Here is a 26,302-nt window from a genome sequence, read left to right as displayed (position 1 = left end):
ATCCACCCGATCGCGATGGACGACGGTCTGCGTTTCGCAATCCGTGAAGGCGGCCGTACCGTTGGCGCGGGCGTTGTTGCTAAAGTTCTGGGCTAATTACACGTTAATTAGTTTCGAATTAAAAAGGGCGCTTCGGCGCCCTTTTTGCTGCCCGTAATTTGAGCTCGAAATATTTAGTCGTAATTTCACTCGCTGAACTATGGCGCAAATTAAACTGTGCTATTGTAATCATAACCATTCTCATTTACACTTTGCGCAGAATTTGAACGGGAGCAATCATGTACGTTTGTTTGTGTAATGGTGTAAGTGACAAAAAAATTCGCCAGGCAGTCCGTCAGTTTCATCCGCAATCTTTCCAACAATTGCGTAAGTTTATTCCTGTGGGAAATCAATGCGGTAAGTGCATTCGCGCCGCGCGCGAAGTGATGCAGGACGAGTTGATGCAGATGCCAGAATTTAAAGAGATTGCCTGAAGCCCACGCTTATTTTTTGACATCCCGCTAGCCCCATCTACGCTCTAATAGTGGAAGCGGAGGGACTATAAAATGAAAGGTGATGTTAAAATCATAAATTATCTCAATAAACTATTGGGAAATGAGCTTGTCGCAATCAATCAGTATTTTCTCCATGCCCGGATGTTTAAAAACTGGGGCCTGATGCGTCTCAATGACGTCGAATACCATGAATCTATTGATGAGATGAAACACGCTGATAAATATATCGAGCGTATTTTGTTTTTAGAAGGAATCCCTAACTTACAGGATTTAGGCAAACTGGGGATTGGTGAAGATGTCGAGGAGATGCTGCAATCCGACCTGCGATTAGAACTGGAAGGCGCGAAGGATCTCCGTGAGGCTATCGCGTATGCCGACAGCGTTCATGACTATGTTAGCCGTGATATGATGATCGAGATCCTTGCCGATGAAGAAGGTCATATTGACTGGCTCGAAACTGAGCTGGATCTCATCGGTAAAATCGGTTTACAAAATTACCTGCAATCACAAATAAAAGTTAAAGATTAACGGCCTGCCAGCAAACTATCCCAGCCTACAACGAAACCCGCAGCCGCCAGAAATGGCCCAAACGGCAGCGGGTTTTTTAATGACTCTTTTCCTCTCATGAGCAGACCAATAACTACGGCTCCGCAAGCGAATGAGGCAGCAAGGAAAACCAGTCGTGGCAAGAAGGTCCATGTATGCCAGGCACCAAGGGCGGCGAGAAACTTCACATCACCATAGCCTAATCCTTCTTTATGACGCAGTATGCGATACCCCCAGTAAATGACAGCGAATGTGCCGTAACCAATAATCGCCCCCCATAACGCATAGGCTAAACCGTCAGGATTACAAACCTGATAGAACAAAAGACCTGACCAGAGTAACGGGCACGTAAATCTGTCAGGTAACAAGCCATGCTTTGCATCCCAGAAAAAAAGTAGGGCTGATAAACAAGCGTACAAAATCAGAAAGGGAAGGGTAGCGTCCATAAAACATCCTCTGTAATTGGAGTATCACCATCGAATAACTCCGGATGCTCAGCAACGGAGAAATCGCTGATTTGTTAACCTGGTTCCGGTGAAAAACGCTATCTTCACAACCTTACAAATTTCGTGGAATACAGCTCGCAATCTGCGCGTTGCGATTAATTTCTACCCGATGCTTGCGTCTGGCTCAGATTTGCGTATAATGCGCGGGCTTGTCGTAGTTGACAGCAGGTTCAATCTGAACCTCAGTTAGCCGAATTTGGCTACCTAACAATGCTCCCAATCGGGGAGCTACGTAAGAACGGTTACACTCTCCCATCAATCGTAATGGGTCTGAGGAGTAATCATTTTCGTTTATAAAATAATTGGAGCTCTGGTCTCATGCAGAACCAAAGAATCCGTATCCGCCTGAAAGCGTTTGATCATCGTCTGATCGATCAAGCAACCGCGGAAATCGTCGAGACTGCCAAGCGCACTGGTGCGCAGGTCCGTGGTCCGATCCCGCTGCCGACACGCAAAGAGCGCTTCACTGTTCTGATCTCCCCGCACGTCAACAAAGACGCGCGCGATCAGTACGAAATCCGTACTCACTTGCGTCTGGTTGACATCGTTGAGCCAACCGAGAAAACCGTTGATGCTCTGATGCGTCTGGATCTGGCTGCCGGTGTAGACGTGCAGATCAGCCTGGGTTAATCAGGTCATTGAGCGATTGAGAGGTTGAAACAATGATTGGTTTAGTCGGTAAAAAAGTGGGTATGACCCGTATCTTCACAGAAGACGGCGTTTCTATCCCAGTAACCGTAATCGAAGTTGAAGCAAACCGCGTTACTCAGGTTAAAGACCTGGCTAACGATGGCTACCGTGCTATTCAGGTAACCACCGGTGCTAAAAAAGCTAACCGTGTGACCAAGCCTGAAGCTGGCCACTTCGCTAAAGCTGGCGTAGAAGCTGGCCGTGGTCTGTGGGAATTCCGCCTGGCTGAAGGCGAAGAGTTCACTGTAGGTCAGAGCATTAGCGTTGAACTGTTTGCTGACGTTAAAAAAGTTGACGTAACTGGCACCTCTAAAGGTAAAGGTTTCGCAGGTACCGTTAAGCGCTGGAACTTCCGTACCCAGGACGCTACTCACGGTAACTCCTTGTCTCACCGCGTTCCGGGTTCTATCGGTCAGAACCAGACTCCGGGCAAAGTGTTCAAAGGCAAGAAAATGGCAGGTCAGATGGGTAACGAACGTGTAACCGTTCAGAGCCTTGACGTAGTACGCGTTGACGCTGAGCGCAACCTGCTGCTGGTTAAAGGTGCTGTCCCGGGTGCAACCGGTAGCGACCTGATCGTTAAACCAGCTGTGAAGGCGTAAGGAGATAGCAATGGAATTAGTATTGAAAGACGCGCAGAGCGCGCTGACTGTTTCCGAAACTACCTTCGGTCGTGATTTCAACGAAGCGCTGGTTCACCAGGTTGTTGTTGCTTATGCAGCTGGTGCTCGTCAGGGTACTCGTGCTCAGAAGACTCGTGCTGAAGTAACTGGTTCCGGTAAAAAACCGTGGCGCCAGAAAGGCACCGGCCGTGCGCGTTCTGGTTCTATCAAGAGCCCGATCTGGCGTTCTGGTGGCGTGACCTTTGCTGCTCGTCCGCAGGACCACAGTCAAAAAGTTAACAAGAAGATGTACCGCGGCGCGCTGAAAAGCATCCTGTCCGAACTGGTACGTCAGGATCGTCTGATCGTTGTCGAGAAGTTCTCTGTAGAAGCGCCGAAAACTAAGCTGCTGGCACAGAAACTGAAAGACATGGCTCTGGAAGATGTGCTGATCATCACCGGTGAGCTGGACGAAAACCTGTTCCTGGCTGCGCGCAACCTGCACAAGGTTGACGTACGCGATGCAACTGGTATCGACCCGGTTAGCCTGATCGCCTTCGACAAAGTCGTAATGACTGCTGATGCTGTTAAGCAAGTTGAGGAGATGCTGGCATGATTCGTGAAGAACGTCTGCTGAAGGTGCTGCGTGCACCGCACGTTTCTGAAAAAGCGTCTACTGCGATGGAAAAATCCAACACCATCGTACTCAAAGTTGCTAAAGACGCGACCAAAGCAGAAATCAAAGCTGCTGTGCAGAAACTGTTTGAAGTCGAAGTCGAAGTCGTTAACACCCTGGTAGTTAAAGGGAAAGTTAAACGTCACGGACAGCGTATCGGTCGTCGTAGCGACTGGAAAAAAGCTTACGTCACCCTGAAAGAAGGCCAGAATCTGGACTTCGTTGGCGGCGCTGAGTAAGTCGGAGGAGTAATACAATGGCAGTTGTTAAATGTAAACCGACATCTCCGGGTCGTCGCCACGTTGTTAAAGTGGTTAACCCTGAGCTGCACAAGGGCAAACCTTTTGCTCCGTTGCTGGAAAAAAACAGCAAATCCGGTGGTCGTAACAACAATGGCCGTATCACCACTCGTCATATCGGTGGTGGCCACAAGCAGGCTTACCGTATTGTTGACTTCAAACGCAACAAAGACGGTATCCCGGCAGTTGTTGAACGTCTTGAGTACGATCCGAACCGTTCCGCGAACATCGCGCTGGTTCTGTACAAAGACGGTGAACGCCGTTACATCCTGGCCCCTAAAGGCCTGAAAGCTGGCGACCAGATTCAGTCTGGCGTTGATGCTGCAATCAAACCAGGTAACACCCTGCCGATGCGCAACATCCCGGTTGGTTCTACTGTTCATAACGTAGAAATGAAACCAGGTAAAGGCGGTCAGCTGGCACGTTCCGCTGGTACTTACGTTCAGATCGTTGCTCGTGATGGTGCTTATGTCACCCTGCGTCTGCGTTCTGGTGAAATGCGTAAAGTAGAAGCAGACTGCCGTGCAACTCTGGGCGAAGTTGGCAATGCTGAGCATATGCTGCGCGTTCTGGGTAAAGCAGGTGCTGCACGCTGGCGTGGTGTTCGTCCGACCGTTCGCGGTACCGCGATGAACCCGGTAGACCACCCACATGGTGGTGGTGAAGGTCGTAACTTTGGTAAGCACCCGGTAACTCCGTGGGGCGTTCAGACCAAAGGTAAGAAGACCCGCAGCAACAAGCGTACTGATAAATTCATCGTACGTCGCCGTAGCAAATAATTTTAGAGGATAAGCCATGCCACGTTCTCTCAAGAAAGGTCCTTTTATTGACCTGCACTTGCTGAAGAAGGTAGAGAAAGCGGTGGAAAGCGGAGACAAGAAGCCCCTGCGCACTTGGTCCCGTCGTTCAACGATCTTTCCTAACATGATCGGTTTGACCATCGCTGTCCATAATGGTCGTCAGCACGTTCCGGTATTTGTAACCGACGAAATGGTCGGTCACAAACTGGGTGAATTCGCACCGACTCGTACTTATCGCGGCCACGCTGCTGATAAAAAAGCGAAGAAGAAATAAGGTAGGAGGAAGAGATGGAAACTATCGCTAAACATCGCCATGCTCGTTCTTCTGCTCAGAAGGTTCGCCTTGTTGCTGACCTGATTCGCGGTAAGAAAGTGTCGCAGGCTCTGGATATTTTGACCTACACCAACAAGAAAGCGGCTGTACTGGTCAAGAAAGTTCTGGAATCTGCCATTGCTAACGCTGAACACAACGATGGCGCTGACATTGACGATCTGAAAGTTACGAAAATTTTCGTAGACGAAGGCCCGAGCATGAAGCGCATTATGCCGCGTGCAAAAGGTCGTGCAGATCGCATCCTGAAGCGCACCAGCCACATCACTGTGGTTGTGTCCGATCGCTGAGACTCTGGAGACTAGCAATGGGTCAGAAAGTACATCCTAATGGTATTCGCCTGGGTATTGTAAAACCATGGAACTCTACCTGGTTTGCGAACACCAAAGAATTCGCTGACAACCTGGACAGCGATTTTAAAGTACGTCAGTACCTGACTAAGGAACTGGCTAAAGCGTCCGTATCTCGTATCGTTATCGAGCGTCCGGCTAAGAGCATCCGTGTAACCATTCACACTGCTCGCCCGGGTATCGTTATCGGTAAAAAAGGTGAAGACGTAGAAAAACTGCGTAAGGTCGTAGCGGACATCGCTGGCGTTCCTGCACAGATCAACATCGCCGAAGTTCGTAAGCCTGAACTGGACGCAAAACTGGTTGCTGACAGCATCACTTCTCAGCTGGAACGTCGCGTTATGTTCCGTCGTGCTATGAAGCGTGCTGTACAGAACGCAATGCGTCTGGGCGCTAAAGGTATTAAAGTTGAAGTTAGCGGCCGTCTGGGCGGCGCGGAAATCGCACGTACCGAATGGTACCGCGAAGGTCGCGTACCGCTGCACACTCTGCGTGCTGACATCGACTACAACACCTCTGAAGCGCACACCACTTACGGTGTAATCGGCGTTAAAGTGTGGATCTTCAAAGGCGAGATCCTGGGTGGTATGGCTGCTGTTGAACAACCGGAAAAACCGGCTGCTCAGCCTAAAAAGCAGCAGCGTAAAGGCCGTAAATAAGGAGCGTCGCTGATGTTACAACCAAAGCGTACAAAATTCCGTAAAATGCACAAAGGCCGTAACCGCGGTCTGGCGCAGGGTACGGATGTTAGCTTCGGCAGCTTCGGTCTGAAAGCTGTTGGCCGTGGTCGTCTGACTGCACGTCAGATCGAAGCAGCACGTCGTGCTATGACCCGTGCAGTTAAGCGTCAAGGTAAGATCTGGATCCGTGTGTTCCCGGACAAACCGATCACTGAAAAGCCGCTGGCAGTGCGTATGGGTAAAGGTAAAGGTAACGTGGAGTATTGGGTTGCCTTGATTCAGCCGGGTAAAGTCCTGTATGAAATGGACGGTGTTCCGGAAGAGCTGGCCCGTGAAGCATTCAAGCTGGCAGCAGCGAAACTGCCGATTAAAACCACCTTTGTAACTAAGACGGTGATGTAATGAAAGCAAAAGAGCTGCGTGAGAAGAGCGTTGAAGAGCTGAACACCGAGCTGCTGAACCTGCTGCGTGAGCAGTTCAACCTGCGTATGCAGGCTGCAAGTGGCCAGCTGCAACAGTCTCACCTGTTGAAGCAAGTGCGTCGCGATGTCGCACGCGTTAAGACTTTACTGAACGAGAAGGCGGGTGCGTAATGACCGATAAAATCCGTACTCTGCAAGGTCGCGTTGTTAGCGACAAAATGGAGAAATCCATTGTTGTTGCTATCGAACGTTTTGTGAAACACCCGATCTACGGTAAATTCATCAAGCGTACGACCAAACTGCACGTACATGACGAGAACAACGAATGCGGTATCGGTGACGTGGTTGAAATCCGCGAATGCCGTCCGCTGTCCAAGACTAAATCCTGGACGCTGGTTCGCGTTGTAGAGAAAGCGGTTCTGTAATACAGTACACTCTCTCGATACGAATAAACGGCTCAGAAATGAGCCGTTTATTTTTTCTACCCATATCCTTGAAGCGGTGTTATAATGCCGCGCCCTCGATATGGGGATTTTTAACGACCTGATTTTCGGGTCTCAGTAGTAGTTGACATTAGCGGAGCACTAAAATGATCCAAGAACAGACTATGCTGAACGTCGCCGACAACTCCGGTGCACGTCGCGTAATGTGTATCAAGGTTCTGGGTGGCTCGCACCGTCGCTACGCAGGCGTAGGCGACATCATCAAGATCACCATCAAAGAAGCAATTCCGCGTGGTAAGGTCAAAAAAGGTGATGTGCTGAAGGCGGTAGTGGTGCGCACCAAGAAGGGTGTTCGTCGCCCGGACGGTTCTGTCATTCGCTTCGATGGTAATGCTTGTGTTCTTCTGAACAACAACAGCGAGCAGCCTATCGGTACGCGTATTTTTGGGCCGGTAACTCGTGAGCTTCGTAGTGAGAAGTTCATGAAAATTATCTCTCTGGCACCAGAAGTACTCTAAGGAGCGAATCATGGCAGCGAAAATCCGTCGTGATGACGAAGTTATCGTGTTAACCGGTAAAGATAAAGGTAAACGCGGTAAAGTTAAGAATGTCCTGTCTTCCGGCAAGGTCATTGTTGAAGGTATCAACCTGGTTAAGAAACATCAGAAGCCGGTTCCGGCCCTGAACCAACCGGGTGGCATCGTTGAAAAAGAAGCCGCTATTCAGGTTTCCAACGTAGCAATCTTCAATGCGGCAACCGGCAAGGCTGACCGTGTAGGCTTTAGATTCGAAGACGGTAAAAAAGTCCGTTTCTTCAAGTCTAACAGCGAAACTATCAAGTAATTTGGAGTAGTACGATGGCGAAACTGCATGATTACTACAAAGACGAAGTAGTTAAAAAACTCATGACTGAGTTTAACTACAATTCTGTCATGCAAGTCCCTCGGGTCGAGAAGATCACCCTGAACATGGGTGTTGGTGAAGCGATCGCTGACAAAAAACTGCTGGATAACGCAGCAGCAGACCTGGCAGCAATCTCCGGTCAAAAACCGCTGATCACCAAAGCACGCAAATCTGTTGCAGGCTTCAAAATCCGTCAGGGCTATCCGATCGGCTGTAAAGTAACTCTGCGTGGCGAACGCATGTGGGAGTTCTTTGAGCGCCTGATCACTATTGCTGTACCTCGTATCCGTGACTTCCGTGGCCTGTCCGCTAAGTCTTTCGACGGTCGTGGTAACTACAGCATGGGTGTCCGTGAGCAGATCATCTTCCCAGAAATCGACTACGATAAAGTCGACCGCGTTCGTGGTTTGGATATTACCATTACCACTACTGCGAAATCTGACGAAGAAGGCCGCGCTCTGCTGGCTGCCTTTGACTTCCCGTTCCGCAAGTAAGGTAGGGTTACTAAATGGCTAAGCAATCAATGAAAGCACGCGAAGTAAAACGCGTAGCTTTAGCTGATAAATACTTCGCGAAACGCGCTGAACTGAAAGCGATCATCTCTGATGTGAACGCTTCCGACGAAGATCGTTGGAACGCTGTTCTCAAGCTGCAGACTCTGCCGCGTGATTCCAGCCCGTCTCGTCAGCGTAACCGCTGCCGTCAAACAGGTCGTCCGCATGGTTTCCTGCGGAAGTTCGGGTTGAGCCGTATTAAGGTCCGTGAAGCCGCTATGCGCGGTGAAATCCCGGGTCTGAAAAAGGCTAGCTGGTAATTGTCACCAATTGAATCACGGGAGTAAAGACAGATGAGCATGCAAGATCCGATCGCGGATATGCTGACCCGTATCCGTAACGGTCAGGCCGCGAACAAAGCTGCGGTCACCATGCCTTCCTCCAAGCTGAAAGTGGCAATCGCCAACGTGCTGAAGGAAGAAGGTTTTATTGAAGATTTTAAAGTTGAAGGCGACACCAAGCCTGAACTGGAACTTACTCTGAAGTATTTCCAGGGCAAAGCTGTTGTAGAAAGCATTCAGCGTGTCAGCCGCCCAGGTCTGCGCATCTATAAACGTAAAGATGAGCTGCCGAAAGTTATGGCGGGTCTGGGTATCGCAGTTGTTTCTACCTCTAAAGGTGTTATGACTGATCGTGCAGCGCGCCAGGCTGGTCTTGGTGGCGAAATTATCTGCTACGTAGCCTAATCGGAGGAAAAAATGTCTCGTGTTGCTAAAGCACCGGTCGTTGTTCCTGCCGGCGTTGACGTAAAAATCAACGGTCAGGTTATTACGATCAAAGGTAAAAACGGCGAGCTGACTCGTACTCTCAACGATGCTGTTGAAGTTAAACATGCAGATAATACCCTGACCTTCGGTCCGCGTGATGGTTACGCAGACGGTTGGGCACAGGCTGGTACCGCGCGTGCCCTGCTGAACTCAATGGTTATCGGTGTTACCGAAGGCTTCACTAAGAAGCTGCAGCTGGTTGGTGTAGGTTACCGTGCAGCGGTTAAAGGCAATGTGATTAACCTGTCTCTGGGTTTCTCTCATCCTGTTGACCATCAGCTGCCTGCGGGTATCACTGCTGAATGTCCGACTCAGACTGAAATCGTGCTGAAAGGCGCTGATAAGCAGGTGATCGGCCAGGTTGCAGCGGATCTGCGCGCCTACCGTCGTCCTGAGCCTTACAAAGGCAAGGGTGTTCGTTACGCCGACGAAGTCGTGCGTACCAAAGAGGCTAAGAAGAAGTAAGGTAACACTATGGATAAGAAATCTGCTCGTATCCGTCGTGCGACCCGCGCACGCCGCAAGCTCCAGGAGCTGGGCGCAACTCGCCTGGTGGTACATCGTACCCCGCGTCACATTTACGCACAGGTAATTGCACCGAACGGTTCTGAAGTTCTGGTAGCTGCTTCTACTGTAGAAAAAGCTATCGCTGAACAACTGAAGTACACCGGTAACAAAGACGCGGCTGCAGCTGTGGGTAAAGCTGTCGCTGAACGCGCTCTGGAAAAAGGCATCAAAGATGTATCCTTTGACCGTTCCGGGTTCCAATATCATGGTCGTGTCCAGGCACTGGCAGATGCTGCCCGTGAAGCTGGCCTTCAGTTCTAAGGTAGAGGTGTAAGATGGCTCACATCGAAAAACAAGCTGGCGAACTGCAGGAAAAGCTGATCGCGGTAAACCGCGTATCTAAAACCGTTAAAGGTGGTCGTATTTTCTCCTTCACAGCTCTGACTGTAGTTGGCGATGGTAACGGTCGCGTTGGTTTTGGTTACGGTAAAGCGCGTGAAGTTCCAGCAGCGATCCAGAAAGCGATGGAAAAAGCCCGTCGCAATATGATTAACGTCGCGCTGAATAACGGCACTCTGCAACACCCTGTTAAAGGTGTTCATACGGGTTCTCGCGTATTCATGCAGCCGGCTTCCGAAGGTACCGGTATCATCGCCGGTGGTGCAATGCGCGCCGTTCTGGAAGTCGCTGGGGTTCATAACGTTCTGGCTAAAGCGTATGGTTCCACCAACCCGATTAACGTGGTTCGTGCAACTATCGATGGCCTGGAAAATATGAATTCTCCAGAAATGGTCGCTGCCAAGCGTGGTAAATCCGTTGAAGAAATTCTGGGGAAATAAACCATGGCAAAGACTATTAAAATTACTCAAACCCGCAGTGCAATCGGTCGTCTGCCGAAACACAAGGCAACGCTGCTTGGCCTGGGTCTGCGTCGTATTGGTCACACCGTAGAGCGCGAGGATACTCCTGCTATTCGCGGTATGATCAACGCGGTTTCCTTCATGGTTAAAGTTGAGGAGTAAGAGATGCGTTTAAATACTCTGTCTCCGGCCGAAGGCTCCAAAAAGGCGGGTAAACGCCTGGGTCGTGGTATCGGTTCTGGCCTCGGTAAAACCGGTGGTCGTGGTCACAAAGGTCAGAAGTCTCGTTCTGGCGGTGGCGTACGTCGCGGTTTCGAGGGTGGTCAGATGCCTCTGTACCGTCGTCTGCCGAAATTCGGCTTCACTTCTCGTAAAGCAGCGATTACAGCCGAAGTTCGTCTGTCTGACCTGGCTAAAGTAGAAGGCGGTGTTGTAGACCTGAACACGCTGAAAGCGGCTAACATTATCGGTATCCAGATCGAGTTCGCGAAAGTGATCCTGGCTGGCGAAGTAACTACTCCGGTAACTGTTCGTGGCCTGCGTGTTACTAAAGGCGCTCGTGCTGCTATCGAAGCTGCTGGCGGTAAAATCGAGGAATAAGTAGCAGATGGCTAAACAACCGGGATTAGATTTTCAAAGTGCCAAAGGTGGCTTAGGCGAGCTGAAACGCAGACTGCTGTTTGTTATCGGTGCGCTGATTGTGTTCCGTATTGGCTCTTTTATTCCGATCCCTGGTATTGATGCCGCTGTACTTGCCAAACTGCTTGAGCAACAGCGAGGCACCATCATTGAAATGTTTAACATGTTCTCTGGTGGTGCTCTCAGCCGTGCTTCTATCTTTGCTCTGGGGATCATGCCGTATATTTCGGCATCGATCATTATCCAGCTGCTGACGGTGGTTCACCCAACGTTGGCAGAAATTAAGAAAGAAGGGGAGTCTGGTCGTCGTAAGATCAGCCAGTACACCCGCTACGGTACTCTGGTGCTGGCAATATTCCAGTCGATCGGTATTGCTACCGGTCTGCCGAATATGCCTGGTATGCAAGGCCTGGTCATTAACCCGGGCTTTGCATTCTACTTCACCGCTGTTGTAAGTCTGGTCACAGGAACCATGTTCCTGATGTGGTTGGGCGAACAGATTACTGAACGAGGTATCGGCAACGGTATTTCAATCATTATCTTCGCCGGTATTGTCGCGGGACTCCCGCCAGCCATTGCCCATACTATCGAGCAAGCGCGTCAAGGCGACCTGCACTTCCTCGTGTTGCTGTTGGTTGCAGTATTAGTATTTGCAGTGACGTTCTTTGTTGTATTTGTTGAGCGTGGTCAACGCCGCATTGTGGTAAACTACGCGAAACGTCAGCAAGGTCGTCGTGTCTATGCTGCACAGAGCACACATTTACCGCTGAAAGTGAATATGGCGGGGGTAATCCCGGCAATCTTCGCTTCCAGTATTATTCTGTTCCCGGCGACCATCGCGTCATGGTTCGGGGGCGGTACTGGTTGGAACTGGCTGACAACAATTTCGCTGTATTTGCAGCCTGGGCAACCGCTTTATGTGTTACTCTATGCGTCTGCAATCATCTTCTTCTGTTTCTTCTACACGGCGTTGGTTTTCAACCCGCGTGAAACAGCAGATAACCTGAAGAAGTCCGGTGCATTTGTACCAGGAATTCGTCCGGGAGAGCAAACGGCGAAGTATATCGATAAAGTAATGACCCGCCTGACCCTGGTTGGTGCGCTGTACATTACCTTTATCTGCCTGATCCCGGAGTTCATGCGTGATGCAATGAAAGTACCGTTCTACTTCGGTGGGACCTCACTGCTTATCGTTGTTGTCGTGATTATGGACTTTATGGCTCAAGTGCAAACTCTGATGATGTCCAGTCAGTATGAGTCTGCATTGAAGAAGGCGAACCTGAAAGGCTACGGCCGATAATTGGTCGCCCGAGAAGTTACGGAGAGTAAAAATGAAAGTTCGTGCTTCCGTCAAGAAATTATGCCGTAACTGCAAAATCGTTAAGCGTGATGGTGTCATCCGTGTGATTTGCAGTGCCGAGCCGAAGCATAAACAGCGCCAAGGCTGATTTTTTCGCATATTTTTCTTGCAAAGTTGGGTTGAGCTGGCTAGATTAGCCAGCCAATCTTTTGTATGTCTGTGCGTTTCCATTTGAGTATCCTGAAAACGGGCTTTTCAGCATGGAACGTACATATTAAATAGTAGGAGTGCATAGTGGCCCGTATAGCAGGCATTAACATTCCTGATCATAAGCATGCCGTAATCGCATTAACTTCGATTTATGGCGTCGGCAAGACCCGTTCTAAAGCCATCCTGGCTGCAGCGGGTATCGCTGAAGATGTTAAGATCAGTGAGCTGTCTGAAGGACAAATCGACACGCTGCGTGACGAAGTTGCCAAATTTGTCGTTGAAGGTGATCTGCGCCGTGAAATCAGCATGAGCATCAAGCGCCTGATGGATCTTGGTTGCTATCGCGGTTTGCGTCATCGTCGTGGTCTCCCGGTTCGCGGTCAGCGTACCAAGACCAACGCACGTACCCGTAAGGGTCCGCGCAAACCGATCAAGAAATAATCGGGGTGATTGAATAATGGCAAAGGCACCAATTCGTGCACGTAAACGTGTAAGAAAACAAGTCTCTGACGGCGTGGCTCATATCCATGCTTCTTTCAACAACACCATCGTGACTATCACTGATCGTCAGGGTAACGCGTTGGGTTGGGCAACAGCCGGTGGTTCCGGTTTCCGTGGTTCTCGCAAATCCACTCCGTTTGCAGCTCAGGTTGCAGCAGAGCGTTGCGCTGACGCCGTGAAAGAATACGGCATCAAGAATCTGGAAGTTATGGTTAAAGGTCCGGGTCCAGGCCGCGAATCTACTATTCGTGCTCTGAACGCCGCAGGTTTCCGCATCACTAACATTACTGATGTGACTCCGATCCCTCATAACGGTTGTCGTCCGCCGAAAAAACGTCGCGTATAACGCCTCGTTTTCCAGGTTTGTTGGAGAAAGAAAATGGCAAGATATTTGGGTCCTAAGCTCAAGCTGAGCCGTCGTGAGGGCACCGACTTATTCCTTAAGTCTGGCGTTCGCGCGATCGATACCAAGTGTAAAATTGAACAAGCTCCTGGCCAGCACGGTGCGCGTAAACCGCGTCTGTCTGACTATGGTGTGCAGTTGCGTGAAAAGCAAAAAGTTCGCCGTATCTATGGTGTGCTGGAGCGTCAGTTCCGTAACTACTACAAAGAAGCAGCACGTCTGAAAGGCAACACCGGTGAAAACCTGTTGGCTCTGCTGGAAGGTCGTCTGGACAACGTTGTATACCGTATGGGCTTCGGTGCCACTCGTGCAGAAGCACGTCAGCTGGTTAGCCATAAAGCAATTATGGTAAACGGTCGTGTTGTTAACATCGCTTCTTATCAGGTTAGTCCGAATGACGTTGTAAGCATTCGTGAGAAAGCGAAGAAGCAGTCTCGCGTGAAAGCCGCTCTGGAGCTGGCTGAGCAGCGTGAAAAGCCAACCTGGCTGGAAGTTGATGCTGGCAAGATGGAAGGTACGTTTAAGCGTAAGCCGGAGCGTTCTGATCTGTCTGCGGACATTAACGAACACCTGATCGTCGAGCTTTACTCCAAGTAAAGCTTAGTACCAAAGAGAGGACACAATGCAGGGTTCTGTGACAGAGTTTCTAAAACCGCGCCTGGTTGATATCGAGCAAGTGAGTTCGACGCACGCCAAGGTGACCCTTGAGCCTTTAGAGCGTGGCTTTGGCCATACTCTGGGTAACGCACTGCGCCGTATTCTGCTCTCATCGATGCCGGGTTGCGCGGTGACCGAGGTTGAGATTGATGGTGTACTACATGAGTACAGCACCAAAGAAGGCGTTCAGGAAGATATCCTGGAAATCCTGCTCAACCTGAAAGGGCTGGCGGTGAGAGTTCAGGGCAAAGATGAAGTTATTCTTACCTTGAATAAATCTGGCATTGGCCCTGTGACTGCAGCCGATATCACCCACGACGGTGATGTCGAAATCGTCAAGCCGCAGCACGTGATCTGCCACCTGACCGATGAGAACGCGTCTATTAGCATGCGTATCAAAGTTCAGCGCGGTCGTGGTTATGTGCCGGCTTCTACCCGAATTCATTCGGAAGAAGATGAGCGCCCAATCGGCCGTCTGCTGGTCGACGCATGCTACAGCCCTGTGGAGCGTATTGCCTACAATGTTGAAGCAGCGCGTGTAGAACAGCGTACCGACCTGGACAAGCTGGTCATCGAAATGGAAACCAACGGCACAATCGATCCTGAAGAGGCGATTCGTCGTGCGGCAACCATTCTGGCTGAACAACTGGAAGCTTTCGTTGACTTACGTGATGTACGTCAGCCTGAAGTGAAAGAAGAGAAACCAGAGTTCGATCCGATCCTGCTGCGCCCTGTTGACGATCTGGAATTGACTGTCCGCTCTGCTAACTGCCTTAAAGCAGAAGCTATCCACTATATCGGTGATCTGGTACAGCGTACCGAGGTTGAGCTCCTTAAAACGCCTAACCTTGGTAAAAAATCTCTTACTGAGATTAAAGACGTGCTGGCTTCCCGTGGACTGTCTCTGGGCATGCGCCTGGAAAACTGGCCACCGGCAAGCATCGCTGACGAGTAACCGGATCACAGGTTAAGGTTTTACTGAGAAGGATAAGGTCATGCGCCATCGTAAGAGTGGTCGTCAACTGAACCGCAACAGCAGCCATCGCCAGGCTATGTTCCGCAATATGGCAGGTTCACTGGTTCGTCATGAAATCATCAAGACGACTCTGCCTAAAGCGAAAGAGCTGCGCCGCGTAGTTGAGCCGCTGATTACTCTTGCCAAGACTGATAGCGTTGCTAATCGTCGTCTGGCATTCGCCCGTACTCGTGATAACGAGATCGTGGCAAAACTGTTTAACGAACTGGGCCCGCGTTTCGCGAGCCGTGCCGGTGGTTACACTCGTATTCTGAAGTGTGGCTTCCGTGCAGGCGACAACGCGCCGATGGCTTACATCGAGCTGGTTGATCGTTCAGAGAAAGCAGAAGCTGCTGCAGAGTAATCTGAAGCAACGTAAAAAAACCCGCCCCGGCGGGTTTTTTTATACCCGTAGTATCCCCACTTATCTACAATAGCTGTACTCTTTTTGTTCATCCCCTGGAGTATTTATGTGGTTACTTGACCAGTGGGCAGAGCGCCATATAGCAGAAGCGCAAGCGAAAGGTGAGTTTGATAACCTACCTGGTAGCGGCGAACCATTAATCCTGGATGATGATTCCCACGTGCCACCAGAATTACGTGCGGGGTATCGCTTGCTGAAGAATGCCGGTTGCTTACCGCCAGAACTTGAGCAACGGAGGGAAGCAATACAGCTTCTGGATATCCTCAAAGGTATCCGTCATGATGATCCGCAATATCAAGAGGTTAGTCGTCGATTGTCATTACTGGAATTGAAGCTGCGACAAGCTGGATTGAGTACCGATTTTTTACGCGGCGATTATGCTGACAAGTTGTTGGACAAAATCAACGATAACTAGTGGAGTATGTATGTATCGCATTGGTGAGCTGGCAAAAATGGCGGAAGTAACACCCGACACGATTCGTTATTACGAAAAGCAGCAGATGATGGAGCATGAAGTACGCACCGAAGGTGGGTTTCGCCTGTATACTGAAAGCGATCTCCAGCGATTGAAATTTATCCGCCATGCCAGACAACTTGGTTTCAGTCTGGAGTCGATCCGCGAGTTGCTGTCGATCCGTATCGATCCTGAACACCATACCTGTCAGGAGTCAAAAGGCATTGTGCAGGAAAGATTGCAGGAAGTCGAAGCACGGATAGCCGAGTTGCAGAGTATGCAGCGTTCCCTCCAACGCCTTAACGATGCCTGTTGTGGGACCGCCCATAGCAGTGTTTATTGCTCGATTCTTGAAGCTCTTGAACAAGGGGCGAGTGGCGTTAAGAGTGGCTGTTGATTTTTTACACTGGCAGGATTACACTCGCGCCGTTAAATAACCAATTGGAGTTTTTATGAGCCGATATCAGCATACTAAAGGGCAGATAAAGGATAATGCGATAGAAGCATTACTACATGATCCTTTATTCCGACAGCGTGTAGAGAAAAATAAGAAGGGGAAAGGTAGTTACATGCGAAAAGGAAAACATGGCAATCGGGGAAACTGGGAGGCCAGTGGCAAGAAAGTAAATCACTTTTTTACCACTGGCCTTCTGCTTTCAGGGGCTTTTTAAGAGCGGTTATTCTGCTCTTTCAGCAAATCACGGATCTCGGTCAGTAATACTTCTTCTTTAGTTGGTGCAGGTGCAGCTGCTGGTTCTTCTTTTTTCCGATTCAGTTTATTGATTAGCTTAATCGCCATAAAGATGGCAAAGGCCACAATCAGAAAATCAAAGACGTTTTGAATGAAGACACCGTAATGCATAACGACTGCTGGGATATCCCCTTGCGCATCGCGTAGCGTGACAGCAAACTGTTTAAAGTCGATCCCACCAATTAATAAACCCAGCGGCGGCATGATGATATCGGCAACCAGTGAAGAGACAATCTTACCGAAGGCCGCACCGATAATGACACCCACTGCCAAATCCACCACATTTCCGCGCATTGCAAATTCGCGAAATTCTTTAATAATGCTCATGTTATTCTCCCTATAAAGCCGACAATCATAAGTCTAACAAATGTTAAGCTATTTTCCTGCCGGGAATGAATTTAATTAATCCTTGAAAAGAAAAGGGAAATAATAAGGCGCCAGAAGACGCCTTATTAATTACAAGAAGAAAGGACTTGGCTGGAAGAGACGTTCGACGTCGGTAATAAACTTTTTGTCCGTCAGGAACATAATTACATGATCGCCTTGCTCAATACGCAGATTGTCATTGGCAATCATCACATCATTGCCGCGTACTACAGCACCAATAATCGTTCCTGGTGGTAGCTTGATTTCATCAATGACTCTGCCCACAACGCGTGAGGTGCTTTCATCACCGTGAGCAACAGCTTCAATAGCTTCTGCAACACCGCGGCGCAATGAGGAAACACCAACAATATCGGCTTTTCGCACGTGACTAAGCAACGCAGAAATAGTTGCTTGTTGTGGTGAAATCGCAATATCGATCACGCTCCCCTGAACCAGATCCACATAAGCGCGACGCTGGATCAATACCATCACCTTTTTCGCACCCATACGTTTGGCAAGCATGGCGGACATGATATTGGCTTCGTCATCGTTGGTGACGGCAATAAACAGATCAACTTGATCGATATGTTCTTCGGCTAGCAGTTCTTGATCCGACGCATCACCAAAAAAGACGATCGTATTCTGCAACTTTTCCGCCAGTTCGGCAGCGCGCTGCTGATTACGTTCGATGAGTTTAACGCTGTAATCTTTTTCCAGACGACGCGCCAGCCCTGCACCGATATTACCGCCGCCAACCAGCATGATCCGCTTATACGGTTTTTCCAGACGTTGCAATTCACTCATCACCGCGCGGATATGCTGTGAAGCGGCAATAAAGAACACTTCATCACCAGCTTCAACAATGGTCGAACCTTGCGGACGAATAGGGCGATCGTGGCGGAAAATGGCTGCCACACGAGTATCGATATGCGGCATATGTTCGCGCATGGTCGAAAGTGCATTACCAATCAGTGGGCCGCCATAATAGGCTTTAACCACAGCCAGGCTGACTTTACCCTCAGCGAAGTTCACCACCTGCAGCGCGCCGGGATACTCAATCAGTCGGTAAATATTATCGATAACCAGCTGCTCTGGTGCGATCAGATGATCAATCGGTACAGCATCTGAATGAAATAGCTTATCGGCATCGCGCACGTAGTCTGGTGAGCGGATACGAGCGATGCGATTAGGGGTGTTGAAAAGTGAGTAGGCTACCTGGCAGGCAACCATATTGGTTTCATCTGAACTGGTTACAGCAACCAGCATATCGGCGTCGTCGGCACCTGCCTCCCGCAATACGCGTGGATGAGAGCCATGCCCCTGCACGACTCGCAGGTCAAATTTATCCTGCAAGGTCCGCAGACGCTCACCGTTGGTATCGACAACAGTAATATCGTTGTTCTCGCCAACCAGGTTTTCCGCCAGTGTGCCGCCAACCTGGCCGGCACCCAGAATGATAATTTTCATCAGTCGCGACCCGTTATCTCATCACTTTTTGATTAGCTTAGCGTAAAAGAAGCCGTCGCCCTCTTCGGCACCAGGCAGATTTTGCTTACCTGGTTGTTCTGGTGTTCCGGTTTCGCAAAGCATTGCATCTTCTGTGCGTTGCAGAAAGGCTTTAATTTGTTGGCTATTCTCTTCCGGTAACACTGAACAGGTGGCATAGACCAGGGTTCCACCGGATTTTAAATGCGGCCAGATGGCGTCGAGAATTTCAGACTGCAACTGCGCGAGTTCAGGGATATCGCGATCGCGGCGTAACCATTTAATATCCGGATGGCGACGAATCACACCGGTTGCTGAACAAGGCGCATCTAATAAAATGCGATCAAACTGTTGCTCGCCACACCATTGGGAAGGGTAGCGGCCATCACCTTGTTTCACGGTCGCCTTCATACCAAGGCGTTTTAAATTGTCGTAAACGCGAGAGAGGCGCTGTTCGTCAATATCAACCGCAACAACCTGCGCTTCTGGTGCCACCTCAAGGATATGCGTTGTTTTACCGCCGGGGGCAGCGCAAAGATCCAGAATGTGTTCACCGTTTTGTGGCGCAAGCCAGGCCATGCAACCTTGTGCTGATGCATCCTGAACGGTAACCCATCCTTCTTCAAAACCTGGTAGCACATGAACAGGTGCAGGTGTTTCCAGCCGTACAGCATCAGGGTAATCCGCATGCGGGAAACCTTTCATTCCTGCTTCATCCAGCAATGCAAGCCAGCTGTCGCGGGAATGATGCGTACGATTAACGCGCAGCCACATTGGCGGACGCTGGTTATTGGCTTCAATGATGGATTGCCATTGCTCTGGATACGCTTTTTGCAGACGCTTCAGCAACCAGGAAGGATGCAGATAACGTGCATCACTGGCATTAAACTCGGCTAATAACTCTTCTTGCTGACGCTGGAACTGGCGTAATACGCCGTTAATCAACCCTTTAAGTTGCGGACGCTTAATTGCGACAGCACCTTCAACCGTTTCAGCCAGCGCAGCATGAGGTGGAATGCGGGTATAAAGCAGTTGATACAAACCAACCATAATCAGGTAATGCACAGTGCGCTGTTTGCCGGTCATCGGACGGGCCATTAACTTATTAATCAGCCAGTCTAACTGTGAAAGCGTACGCAGTACGCCAAAGCACAATTCTTGAAGAAGTGCTTTGTCTTTATCGGAAACTTTTTGCTGGAGCGGTGGCAGAATGTTGCTTAATGATTGCCCTTGCTCGACGACTTGTTCAACGGCCTGTGCCGCCATGCTACGTAAATTACGTTGTTTTTTCATAAGTATAAAAATGCCCGGCAAGACCGGGCTTAGAAGAGTGGACTATCAGACCAGACGGTTGCCCGGAACAAACCATTCCCGACGAGAATTCAGGAGGTCTTGCGCGCTCATTGCTTTCTTACCCGCAGGTTGTAATGAGAGCAGGTTCAGGATGCCATCACCCGTCGCAACCTGAATGCCTTGTTTGTTGGCTTCAAGGATCGTTCCTGGGGCAGCGTTGGTTGCCGTATCAATGACCGATGCTTTCCAGACTTTAACCGGCTGTCCTTCAATTTCCAGCCAGCTCATCGGCCACGGATTAAAAGCGCGAATGCAGCGTTCAAGCTGCGCTGCCGAAAGCGACCAGTCAATACGCGCTTCTTCTTTACTCAACTTTTCGGCGTAAGTGACAAGAGTTTCGTCCTGAACTTCTGGTTTCGCCGTGCCGTCTGCCAGTTGTTTCAATGTGGTGATAAGCCCTTGTGGGCCAAGCTCTGCCAGCTTGTCGTACAGCGTACCACTGGTATCTTCTGCAGTAATCGGGCAGGAGAGCTTATAGAGCATGTCACCGGTGTCTAAACCAACATCCATTTGCATAATGGTCACACCAGTTTCTGCATCACCCGCCCATAGTGAGCGTTGGATTGGTGCAGCACCGCGCCAGCGTGGCAGCAGTGAACCATGAACGTTGATACAGCCAAGACGCGGCATCTCCAGCACAGCTTTCGGCAGAATTAAACCATAGGCGACGACGACCATAACATCAGCCTGCAGGTCGGCGACCAGTTGCTGGTTTTCTTGTGGACGCAGGGAAACAGGTTGAAAAACGGGCAGACCTTTTTCCTCAGCCAGAACTTTAACCGGGCTGGGCATCAGTTTTTTACCGCGTCCTGCCGGTCGGTCTGGCTGGGTGAACACGCCAACGACGTTATGACCAGAAGACAACAGCGCGTCGAGATGACGCGCTGCAAAGTCAGGTGTACCCGCAAAAATAATACGTAGTGATTCTGACACGTTAATTCTTATCCTTAAGCCCGGGCTTTCAGACGATCCAGTTTTTCAACTTTCTGACGAATACGTTGTTGTTTCAGCGGTGACAGATAATCCATAAACAGTTTGCCGACCAGGTGATCCATCTCATGCTGAATACAGATGGCTAACAGACCGTCTGCTTCCAGTTCAAATGGTTTACCGTCGCGGTCCAGGGCGCGAATTTTAACTTTCTCTGCGCGTGGCACTAAAGCACGTTGTTCAGGGATCGACAGGCAACCTTCTTCAATGCCTGTTTCGCCGCTTTTTTCTAAAAGCTCCGGATTGATTAACACCAGCCGTTCGTCACGGTTTTCCGAAACATCAATAACAATGATACGTTGATGGATATCAACCTGGGTTGCCGCCAGGCCAATACCTTCTTCTGCGTACATCGTCTCGAACATATCATCGACGATACGCTGAATTTCTGCATTCACTTCTTCTACCGGTTTAGCAACTTTGCGAAGCCGCTCGTCCGGAATATGTAACACTTGCAAAACTGACATAAATCTCCAGAGATGTGTTCAGGAGTTAGAAAGATTATTTCTTCTATTCTAGACAAATCCCCCTCTGATTGACAGCATCACTGACCAATCGCAAAGATTGCTAAGACTGCTTATGGCAGGGAGATAAGGATGGTCGATACAGAAATTTGGCTGCGTTTAATGAGCGTCAGCAGCTTGTACGGCGATGATATGGTCCGTATAGCTCACTGGCTGGCAAAACAGTCGCATATTGATGCGGTTGTATTGCAGCAAACAGGGCTTACATTGCGGCAGGCACAACGCTTTCTTTCATTTCCGCCAAAGAGTATTGAGAGCTCACTTTGTTGGTTGAATCAACCAAACCATCATTTAATCTCAGCGGATAGTGAATTTTATCCTTCCCAACTTCTGGCGACAGCAGATTACCCCGGTGCGCTGTTTGTTGCTGGAGAACTACGCGCATTGCATTCATTTCAGCTTGCTGTAGTGGGGAGTCGGGCGCATTCATGGTATGGCGAACGCTGGGGACGATTATTTTGCGAAACTCTGGCGACGCGTGGAGTGACAATTACGAGTGGACTGGCGCGAGGAATCGATGGTGTGGCGCATAAAGCGGCCTTGCAGGTGAATGGCGTCAGCATTGCTGTATTGGGGAATGGACTTAATACCATTCATCCCCGCCGCCATGCCCGGCTGGCTACCAGTCTGCTTGAACATGGCGGAGCTCTCGTCTCGGAATTTCCCCTCGATGTTCCACCTCTTGCTTACAATTTCCCGCGAAGAAATCGCATTATCAGTGGTCTAAGTAAAGGTGTACTTGTGGTGGAAGCTGCTTTGCGCAGTGGTTCGCTGGTGACAGCGCGTTGTGCGCTTGAACAGGGGCGAGAAGTTTTTGCCTTGCCAGGTCCAATAGGGAATCCGGGAAGCGAAGGGCCTCACTGGTTAATAAAACAAGGTGCGATTCTTGTGACGGAACCGGAAGAAATTCTGGAAAACTTGCAATTTGGATTGCACTGGTTGCCAGACGCGCCTGAAAATTCATTTTATTCACCAGATCAGGAAGACGTGGCATTGCCATTTCCTGAGCTCCTGGCTAACGTAGGAGATGAGGTAACACCTGTTGACGTCGTCGCTGAACGTGCCGGCCAACCTGTGCCAGAGGTAGTTACTCAACTACTCGAACTGGAGTTAGCAGGATGGATCGCAGCTGTACCCGGCGGCTATGTCCGATTGAGGAGGGCATGCCATGTTCGACGTACTAATGTATTTGTTTGAAACCTATATTCACACAGAAGCTGAGTTGCGTGTGGATCAAGACAAACTTGAACAGGATCTTACCGACGCAGGATTTGATCGAGAAGATATCTACAATGCCCTGCTTTGGCTGGAAAAGCTTGCGGATTATCAGGAAGGACTGGCAGAACCGATGCAACTGGCCTCTGATCCACTCTCCATGCGTATTTATACCCCTGAAGAGTGTGAAAGACTGGATGCCAGCTGTCGTGGTTTTCTGCTTTTCCTTGAGCAAATTCAGGTGCTTAACCTTGAAACCCGTGAAATGGTGATAGAGCGAGTGCTCGCGCTGGATACCGCTGAGTTCGACCTGGAAGACCTGAAATGGGTAATCCTGATGGTGTTGTTCAATATTCCGGGCTGCGAAAATGCGTACCAGCAAATGGAAGAATTACTCTTTGAAGTGAATGAAGGTATGCTGCATTAATCATTTCTTTAATTCAGCATAAGTTGTTATGGCGAAATCAGCACTGTTCACGGTGCGTAATAATGAGTCCTGCCCAAAGTGCGGGGCTGAACTGGTTATTCGATCCGGGAAACACGGTCCGTTTCTTGGATGCTCACAGTATCCGGCGTGTGACTACGTCCGTCCTCTGAAATCTTCAGCGGATGGACATATCGTCAAAGTTCTGGAGGGGCAGATTTGCCCTGCATGCGGCGCAAATCTGGTCTTACGCCAGGGGCGCTTTGGTATGTTTGTTGGTTGCAGTAACTATCCTGAATGCGATCATACCGAACTTATCGATAAACCGGACGAAACAGCAATTACCTGTCCTCAATGTCGGACGGGCCATCTGGTCCAGCGCCGCTCCCGTTATGGCAAAACATTTCATTCCTGTGATCGCTACCCGGAGTGTCAATTTGCCATTAACTTCAAACCTATAGCCGGAGAATGCCCTGAGTGTCATTATCCGCTACTCATCGAAAAGAAAACCGCGCAGGGTGTAAAACACTTTTGTGCCAGTAAACAATGTGGAAAGCCGGTTTCGGCGGAATAATAACGTGAATAATAACCTGCAAGGAGACGCTATCGCAGCTGCGATAGATGTCCTCAATGAAGAACGTGTCATCGCCTATCCCACGGAAGCCGTTTTCGGTGTCGGGTGCGATCCTGATAGCGAAACAGCAGTGATGAGACTGTTGGAACTAAAACAGCGTCCGGTTGATAAGGGGCTGATTTTAATCGCGGCAAATTACGAGCAGCTTAAACCCTATATTGATGACTGCATGCTGACTGACGCGCAGCGTGAAACCATTTTTTCTCGCTGGCCAGGTCCCGTCACCTTTGTCTTTCCCACGCCTGCGACAACACCGCGCTGGTTGACGGGCCGCTTTGATTCGCTTGCTGTACGAGTCACTGACCATCCGTTGGTGGTTGCTTTGTGCCAGGCTTATGGTAAACCGCTGGTTTCTACCAGTGCCAACTTGAGTGGATTGCCGCCTTGTCGAACAGTAGACGAAGTTCGCGCACAATTTGGCGCAGCGTTCCCGGTTGTGCCTGGTGAAACGGGAGGGCGTTTAAATCCTTCAGAAATCCGCGATGCCCTGACGGGTGAACTGTTTCGACAGGGGTAACATAATGGAAAACTATGCTGTTTTTGGTAATCCAATAGCCCACAGCAAATCGCCATTCATTCATCAGCAATTTGCTCAGCAATTGAATATTGAACATCCCTATGGGCGCGTGCTGGCACCTATCAATGATTTCATTAACACACTGAACGCTTTCTTTAGTGCTGGTGGTAAAGGAGCGAATGTGACGGTGCCTTTTAAAGAAGAGGCCTTTGCCAGAGCTGATGAACTTACTGAACGGGCAGCGTTGGCTGGTGCTGTTAATACCCTCAAGCGGTTAGAAGATGGACGCCTGCTGGGTGACAATACCGATGGCGTAGGCTTGTTAAGCGATCTGGAACGTCTGTCTTTTATCCGCCCTGGTTTACGTATTCTACTCATCGGCGCTGGTGGGGCGTCTCGTGGTGTATTACTTCCACTCCTTTCTCTGGACTGCGCGGTGACAATCACTAATCGGACGGTATCCCGCGCGGAAGAGTTGGCTAAATTGTTTGCGCACACGGGCAGTATTCAGGCGTTGGGTATGGACGAACTGGAGGGGCATGAGTTCGAGCTCATTATTAATGCAACATCCAGTGGCATCAGTGGTGATATTCCCGCGATCCCGGCATCGCTCATTCATTCAGGCATGTGTTGCTATGACATGTTCTATCAGAAAGGAAAAACACCTTTTCTGGCATGGTGTGAGCTGCGAGGTTCAAAGCGTAATGCGGATGGATTGGGGATGCTGGTGGCACAGGCGGCTCATGCCTTTCTTCTCTGGCACGGTGTTCTGCCTGACATAGAACCAGTTATAAAGCAATTGCAGGAGGAGTTGTCCGCGTGAATCAGGCCATCCAGTTTCCGGACAGGGAAGAGTGGAACGAGAGTAAAAAATGCGTTTGTTTTCCCGCTCTTGTAAATGGTATGCAGCTCACTTGCGCTATTACTGGAGAGAGTCTGGCGAACCGCTTTGCAGGAGATACGCCAGAACAGTGGTTAGCGAGTTTTCGTCAGCATCGCTGGGACCTGGAAGAAGAAGCAGAAAGCTTGATTCAGGATCAAAGCGAAGATGATCAAGGTTGGGTTTGGTTACCCTGATCCAGATACTCGTCCTTCCATTTCACGTAGTTATTCGCGGAATAGCGTAACCCGGCCTTCTCTTCATCACTTAACGGGCGGATCTGTTTGACGGGGCTACCGAGATACAGATATCCGCTCTCCAGCCGTTTATTTTGTGGGACCAGGCTACCCGCACCAATCATCACATCATCTTCTACTATTGCACCATCAAGTAAAATTGATGCCATCCCAACCAACACTCGATTGCCAATGGTACAGCCGTGGAGCATCACCTTATGACCAACAGTGACATCTTCGCCAATGGTTAATGGGTTGCCATCTGGGTTGTATGAGGACTTATGGGTGACATGCAACATACTGCCATCCTGGATATTGGTGCGTGCTCCAATCTGTACATAATGTACATCACCACGAATCACAACGAGTGGCCAGATCCCCACATCATCAGCCAAACGAACGTCACCGATCACTACACTACTATCGTCGATCATTACGCGCTGACCGATTTGTGGAAAAAGATCGCGGTATGGGCGTAAAACATCAGACATACTTACCTCAACAATAAATGATTTACTAATGACTTTGGGTGCATTATTGGCCTTGTGCAAGTCTTTTAGTATGCAAAAAAGCACCGTTTTGTGTGCGAATGCAGCAAAAAGGGTGAAAAAACAACAAACAGAAAAAAAGATCAAAAAAGTACTTGTGCAAAAAATTGGGATCCCTATAATGCGCCTCCGTTGAGACGACAACGTGAAACACTTCACAAGATGGTCGTAACAACAAAGAGAAAAAATCCTGAAATTCAGGGTTGACTCTGAAAGAGGAAAGCGTAATATACGCCACCTCGCGACAGTGAGCTGAAAGCCGCGTCGCAACTGCTCTTTAACAATTTATCAGACAATCTGTGTGGGCACTCGAAGATACGGATTCTTAACGTCGCAAGACGAAAAA

47 protein-coding genes are annotated in these 26,302 nt (G+C 49.6%); 40 read left to right on the top strand and 7 right to left on the bottom strand.

Annotated features, from left to right (window positions below; genetic code table 11):
* From BEB54_RS25305 to bfr, 3 genes are all read left to right on the top strand, one after another.
* A partial coding sequence (locus BEB54_RS25305; protein ID WP_072082015.1) for an elongation factor Tu occupies positions 1–96 on the top strand: 96 nt, incomplete at its 5' end.
* A gap of 182 nt (positions 97–278) precedes the next feature.
* Positions 279–473, top strand: a complete 195-nt coding sequence (gene bfd, locus BEB54_RS25290; RefSeq protein WP_000289090.1) for a bacterioferritin-associated ferredoxin — start codon at positions 279–281, stop codon at positions 471–473.
* Positions 474–545: 72 nt separating this feature from the next.
* Positions 546–1,022, top strand: a complete 477-nt coding sequence (gene bfr / locus BEB54_RS25285) for a bacterioferritin (RefSeq protein ID WP_000675515.1) — start codon at positions 546–548, stop codon at positions 1,020–1,022.
* Here bfr and BEB54_RS25280 read toward each other — a convergent pair.
* Entirely contained in the window at positions 1,019–1,486 is a 468-nt protein-coding gene (locus BEB54_RS25280) for a prepilin peptidase (RefSeq protein WP_105277844.1), read from the bottom strand. The two genes, bfr and BEB54_RS25280, sit on opposite strands and share 4 nt — an antisense overlap.
* Before the next feature lie 378 nt (positions 1,487–1,864).
* On the opposite strand from BEB54_RS25280, the gene rpsJ reads away from it, so the two are divergent.
* The 31 genes from rpsJ to arfA all read left to right on the top strand — a co-directional run bounded on the left by rpsJ (position 1,865) and on the right by arfA (position 16,704).
* Entirely contained in the window at positions 1,865–2,176 is a 312-nt protein-coding gene (gene rpsJ, locus BEB54_RS25270; protein WP_001181004.1) for a 30S ribosomal protein S10, read from the top strand.
* Between the two features lie 32 nt (positions 2,177–2,208).
* On the top strand, positions 2,209–2,838 hold the full coding sequence (gene rplC, locus BEB54_RS25265) for a 50S ribosomal protein L3 (RefSeq protein WP_000579833.1): 630 nt from the start codon (positions 2,209–2,211) through the stop codon (positions 2,836–2,838).
* 10 nt (positions 2,839–2,848) lie between these two features.
* Positions 2,849–3,454: a 50S ribosomal protein L4 gene (gene rplD / locus BEB54_RS25260; protein ID WP_000424395.1), complete on the top strand. Its 606-nt coding sequence runs from the start codon at positions 2,849–2,851 to the stop codon at positions 3,452–3,454.
* Positions 3,451–3,753, top strand: coding sequence for a 50S ribosomal protein L23 (gene rplW / locus BEB54_RS25255; protein ID WP_000617544.1), 303 nt, complete (start codon positions 3,451–3,453; stop codon positions 3,751–3,753). The genes rplD and rplW overlap by 4 nt, the downstream gene beginning before the upstream one ends.
* 17 nt (positions 3,754–3,770) lie before the next feature.
* Positions 3,771–4,592 carry a 50S ribosomal protein L2 gene (rplB, locus tag BEB54_RS25250; RefSeq protein WP_000301864.1) on the top strand — a complete coding sequence of 274 codons (822 nt, stop codon included), beginning with the start codon at positions 3,771–3,773 and terminating at the stop codon, positions 4,590–4,592.
* 16 nt (positions 4,593–4,608) lie between these two features.
* Entirely contained in the window at positions 4,609–4,887 is a 279-nt protein-coding gene (rpsS, locus tag BEB54_RS25245) for a 30S ribosomal protein S19 (RefSeq protein WP_001138117.1), read from the top strand.
* Positions 4,888–4,901: 14 nt separating this feature from the next.
* Positions 4,902–5,234, top strand: a complete 333-nt coding sequence (gene rplV / locus BEB54_RS25240) for a 50S ribosomal protein L22 (protein ID WP_000447529.1) — start codon at positions 4,902–4,904, stop codon at positions 5,232–5,234.
* A gap of 17 nt (positions 5,235–5,251) precedes the next feature.
* Complete coding sequence (gene rpsC / locus BEB54_RS25235; protein ID WP_000529945.1) at positions 5,252–5,953, top strand: 30S ribosomal protein S3; 702 nt, start codon at positions 5,252–5,254, stop codon at positions 5,951–5,953.
* A gap of 12 nt (positions 5,954–5,965) precedes the next feature.
* Positions 5,966–6,376, top strand: a complete 411-nt coding sequence (gene rplP / locus BEB54_RS25230; protein ID WP_000941212.1) for a 50S ribosomal protein L16 — start codon at positions 5,966–5,968, stop codon at positions 6,374–6,376.
* Complete coding sequence (gene rpmC, locus BEB54_RS25225; RefSeq protein ID WP_000644741.1) at positions 6,376–6,567, top strand: 50S ribosomal protein L29; 192 nt, start codon at positions 6,376–6,378, stop codon at positions 6,565–6,567. Before rplP ends, rpmC begins: the two co-directional genes overlap by 1 nt.
* Positions 6,567–6,821 carry a 30S ribosomal protein S17 gene (gene rpsQ, locus BEB54_RS25220; protein WP_000130100.1) on the top strand — a complete coding sequence of 85 codons (255 nt, stop codon included), beginning with the start codon at positions 6,567–6,569 and terminating at the stop codon, positions 6,819–6,821. Before rpmC ends, rpsQ begins: the two co-directional genes overlap by 1 nt.
* Before the next feature lie 164 nt (positions 6,822–6,985).
* Complete coding sequence (gene rplN, locus BEB54_RS25215) at positions 6,986–7,357, top strand: 50S ribosomal protein L14 (protein ID WP_000613955.1); 372 nt, start codon at positions 6,986–6,988, stop codon at positions 7,355–7,357.
* Positions 7,358–7,367: 10 nt separating this feature from the next.
* Positions 7,368–7,682 (top strand): 50S ribosomal protein L24, encoded by a 315-nt coding sequence (gene rplX / locus BEB54_RS25210; protein ID WP_000729185.1) that lies wholly within the window; start codon positions 7,368–7,370, stop codon positions 7,680–7,682.
* 14 nt (positions 7,683–7,696) lie between these two features.
* Entirely contained in the window at positions 7,697–8,236 is a 540-nt protein-coding gene (gene rplE / locus BEB54_RS25205) for a 50S ribosomal protein L5 (RefSeq protein ID WP_001096200.1), read from the top strand.
* 14 nt (positions 8,237–8,250) lie between these two features.
* Positions 8,251–8,556, top strand: coding sequence for a 30S ribosomal protein S14 (gene rpsN, locus BEB54_RS25200; RefSeq protein ID WP_001118930.1), 306 nt, complete (start codon positions 8,251–8,253; stop codon positions 8,554–8,556).
* A gap of 33 nt (positions 8,557–8,589) precedes the next feature.
* Positions 8,590–8,982 (top strand): 30S ribosomal protein S8, encoded by a 393-nt coding sequence (gene rpsH / locus BEB54_RS25195; RefSeq protein ID WP_000062611.1) that lies wholly within the window; start codon positions 8,590–8,592, stop codon positions 8,980–8,982.
* 12 nt (positions 8,983–8,994) lie between these two features.
* Positions 8,995–9,528, top strand: coding sequence for a 50S ribosomal protein L6 (rplF, locus tag BEB54_RS25190; RefSeq protein ID WP_000091945.1), 534 nt, complete (start codon positions 8,995–8,997; stop codon positions 9,526–9,528).
* A gap of 9 nt (positions 9,529–9,537) precedes the next feature.
* Complete coding sequence (gene rplR, locus BEB54_RS25185) at positions 9,538–9,891, top strand: 50S ribosomal protein L18 (RefSeq protein ID WP_000358960.1); 354 nt, start codon at positions 9,538–9,540, stop codon at positions 9,889–9,891.
* Positions 9,892–9,905: 14 nt separating this feature from the next.
* The gene (rpsE, locus tag BEB54_RS25180; RefSeq protein ID WP_000940121.1) at positions 9,906–10,409 is read left to right on the top strand and encodes a 30S ribosomal protein S5; all 504 of its coding nucleotides are present in this window, start codon (positions 9,906–9,908) and stop codon (positions 10,407–10,409) included.
* Positions 10,410–10,412: 3 nt separating this feature from the next.
* Positions 10,413–10,592, top strand: a complete 180-nt coding sequence (gene rpmD / locus BEB54_RS25175) for a 50S ribosomal protein L30 (protein ID WP_001140433.1) — start codon at positions 10,413–10,415, stop codon at positions 10,590–10,592.
* A gap of 3 nt (positions 10,593–10,595) precedes the next feature.
* Entirely contained in the window at positions 10,596–11,030 is a 435-nt protein-coding gene (rplO, locus tag BEB54_RS25170; protein ID WP_001238917.1) for a 50S ribosomal protein L15, read from the top strand.
* 7 nt (positions 11,031–11,037) lie between these two features.
* The gene (gene secY / locus BEB54_RS25165) at positions 11,038–12,369 is read left to right on the top strand and encodes a preprotein translocase subunit SecY (protein WP_001118861.1); all 1,332 of its coding nucleotides are present in this window, start codon (positions 11,038–11,040) and stop codon (positions 12,367–12,369) included.
* A 31-nt stretch (positions 12,370–12,400) separates the two neighbouring features.
* Positions 12,401–12,517 (top strand): 50S ribosomal protein L36, encoded by a 117-nt coding sequence (gene rpmJ, locus BEB54_RS25160; protein ID WP_000868187.1) that lies wholly within the window; start codon positions 12,401–12,403, stop codon positions 12,515–12,517.
* A 146-nt stretch (positions 12,518–12,663) separates the two neighbouring features.
* Entirely contained in the window at positions 12,664–13,020 is a 357-nt protein-coding gene (rpsM, locus tag BEB54_RS25155) for a 30S ribosomal protein S13 (RefSeq protein WP_000090775.1), read from the top strand.
* 16 nt (positions 13,021–13,036) lie between these two features.
* Positions 13,037–13,426: a 30S ribosomal protein S11 gene (gene rpsK, locus BEB54_RS25150; RefSeq protein WP_001029684.1), complete on the top strand. Its 390-nt coding sequence runs from the start codon at positions 13,037–13,039 to the stop codon at positions 13,424–13,426.
* A 33-nt stretch (positions 13,427–13,459) separates the two neighbouring features.
* Positions 13,460–14,080, top strand: coding sequence for a 30S ribosomal protein S4 (gene rpsD, locus BEB54_RS25145; protein WP_000135224.1), 621 nt, complete (start codon positions 13,460–13,462; stop codon positions 14,078–14,080).
* Between the two features lie 25 nt (positions 14,081–14,105).
* Positions 14,106–15,095, top strand: coding sequence for a DNA-directed RNA polymerase subunit alpha (locus BEB54_RS25140; protein ID WP_001162094.1), 990 nt, complete (start codon positions 14,106–14,108; stop codon positions 15,093–15,095).
* Between the two features lie 40 nt (positions 15,096–15,135).
* On the top strand, positions 15,136–15,519 hold the full coding sequence (rplQ, locus tag BEB54_RS25135) for a 50S ribosomal protein L17 (RefSeq protein WP_001216368.1): 384 nt from the start codon (positions 15,136–15,138) through the stop codon (positions 15,517–15,519).
* A gap of 106 nt (positions 15,520–15,625) precedes the next feature.
* A complete protein-coding gene (locus tag BEB54_RS25130; protein WP_088542416.1) occupies positions 15,626–15,994 on the top strand; it encodes a DUF1992 domain-containing protein in 369 nt (122 codons plus the stop codon).
* A 10-nt stretch (positions 15,995–16,004) separates the two neighbouring features.
* Positions 16,005–16,430 carry a Zn(2+)-responsive transcriptional regulator gene (gene zntR / locus BEB54_RS25125; RefSeq protein WP_000285607.1) on the top strand — a complete coding sequence of 142 codons (426 nt, stop codon included), beginning with the start codon at positions 16,005–16,007 and terminating at the stop codon, positions 16,428–16,430.
* Between the two features lie 55 nt (positions 16,431–16,485).
* Entirely contained in the window at positions 16,486–16,704 is a 219-nt protein-coding gene (arfA, locus tag BEB54_RS25120) for an alternative ribosome-rescue factor ArfA (RefSeq protein WP_000092697.1), read from the top strand.
* Here arfA and mscL read toward each other — a convergent pair.
* The 5 genes from mscL to def all read right to left on the bottom strand — a co-directional run bounded on the left by mscL (position 16,701) and on the right by def (position 21,445).
* Positions 16,701–17,111, bottom strand: a complete 411-nt coding sequence (gene mscL / locus BEB54_RS25115; RefSeq protein ID WP_000022442.1) for a large-conductance mechanosensitive channel protein MscL — start codon at positions 17,109–17,111, stop codon at positions 16,701–16,703. The genes arfA and mscL overlap by 4 nt on opposite strands.
* Before the next feature lie 129 nt (positions 17,112–17,240).
* Positions 17,241–18,617, bottom strand: coding sequence for a Trk system potassium transporter TrkA (gene trkA / locus BEB54_RS25110; protein ID WP_000691382.1), 1,377 nt, complete (start codon positions 18,615–18,617; stop codon positions 17,241–17,243).
* Positions 18,618–18,638: 21 nt separating this feature from the next.
* On the bottom strand, positions 18,639–19,928 hold the full coding sequence (gene rsmB / locus BEB54_RS25105; protein WP_103254004.1) for a 16S rRNA (cytosine(967)-C(5))-methyltransferase RsmB: 1,290 nt from the start codon (positions 19,926–19,928) through the stop codon (positions 18,639–18,641).
* A 45-nt stretch (positions 19,929–19,973) separates the two neighbouring features.
* Positions 19,974–20,921 carry a methionyl-tRNA formyltransferase gene (gene fmt, locus BEB54_RS25100; protein WP_000004454.1) on the bottom strand — a complete coding sequence of 316 codons (948 nt, stop codon included), beginning with the start codon at positions 20,919–20,921 and terminating at the stop codon, positions 19,974–19,976.
* Positions 20,922–20,935: 14 nt separating this feature from the next.
* A complete protein-coding gene (def, locus tag BEB54_RS25095) occupies positions 20,936–21,445 on the bottom strand; it encodes a peptide deformylase (protein ID WP_000114984.1) in 510 nt (169 codons plus the stop codon).
* Positions 21,446–21,574: 129 nt separating this feature from the next.
* Here def and dprA point away from each other — a divergent pair, with 129 nt between their 5' ends.
* The 6 genes from dprA to BEB54_RS25065 are packed head-to-tail and all read left to right on the top strand — an operon-like array spanning position 21,575 to position 25,369.
* On the top strand, positions 21,575–22,699 hold the full coding sequence (gene dprA, locus BEB54_RS25090; RefSeq protein WP_000228564.1) for a DNA-protecting protein DprA: 1,125 nt from the start codon (positions 21,575–21,577) through the stop codon (positions 22,697–22,699).
* Positions 22,671–23,144, top strand: coding sequence for a DUF494 family protein Smg (gene smg, locus BEB54_RS25085; RefSeq protein ID WP_000460672.1), 474 nt, complete (start codon positions 22,671–22,673; stop codon positions 23,142–23,144). Before dprA ends, smg begins: the two co-directional genes overlap by 29 nt.
* A 28-nt stretch (positions 23,145–23,172) precedes the next feature.
* Positions 23,173–23,715 carry a DNA topoisomerase family protein gene (locus BEB54_RS25080; RefSeq protein ID WP_032185250.1) on the top strand — a complete coding sequence of 181 codons (543 nt, stop codon included), beginning with the start codon at positions 23,173–23,175 and terminating at the stop codon, positions 23,713–23,715.
* A gap of 4 nt (positions 23,716–23,719) precedes the next feature.
* Complete coding sequence (gene tsaC, locus BEB54_RS25075; RefSeq protein ID WP_032185248.1) at positions 23,720–24,292, top strand: L-threonylcarbamoyladenylate synthase type 1 TsaC; 573 nt, start codon at positions 23,720–23,722, stop codon at positions 24,290–24,292.
* A gap of 4 nt (positions 24,293–24,296) precedes the next feature.
* Entirely contained in the window at positions 24,297–25,115 is an 819-nt protein-coding gene (gene aroE / locus BEB54_RS25070; protein WP_032185247.1) for a shikimate dehydrogenase, read from the top strand.
* Positions 25,112–25,369, top strand: a complete 258-nt coding sequence (locus tag BEB54_RS25065) for a DUF1488 domain-containing protein (protein WP_001070585.1) — start codon at positions 25,112–25,114, stop codon at positions 25,367–25,369. Before aroE ends, BEB54_RS25065 begins: the two co-directional genes overlap by 4 nt.
* On the opposite strand, the gene BEB54_RS25060 is transcribed toward BEB54_RS25065, so the two are convergent.
* On the bottom strand, positions 25,345–25,899 hold the full coding sequence (locus BEB54_RS25060; RefSeq protein ID WP_001286209.1) for a gamma carbonic anhydrase family protein: 555 nt from the start codon (positions 25,897–25,899) through the stop codon (positions 25,345–25,347). The genes BEB54_RS25065 and BEB54_RS25060 overlap by 25 nt on opposite strands.
* Between the last annotated feature and the right edge of the window lie 403 nt (positions 25,900–26,302).

This window comes from Escherichia sp. MOD1-EC6021 (assembly GCF_002965245.1).
GTDB lineage: Bacteria > Pseudomonadota > Gammaproteobacteria > Enterobacterales > Enterobacteriaceae > Escherichia > Escherichia coli_F.
The sequence above is the reverse complement of the archived record's forward strand: the minus strand, read 5'-3'. Positions and strand labels throughout refer to the sequence as shown.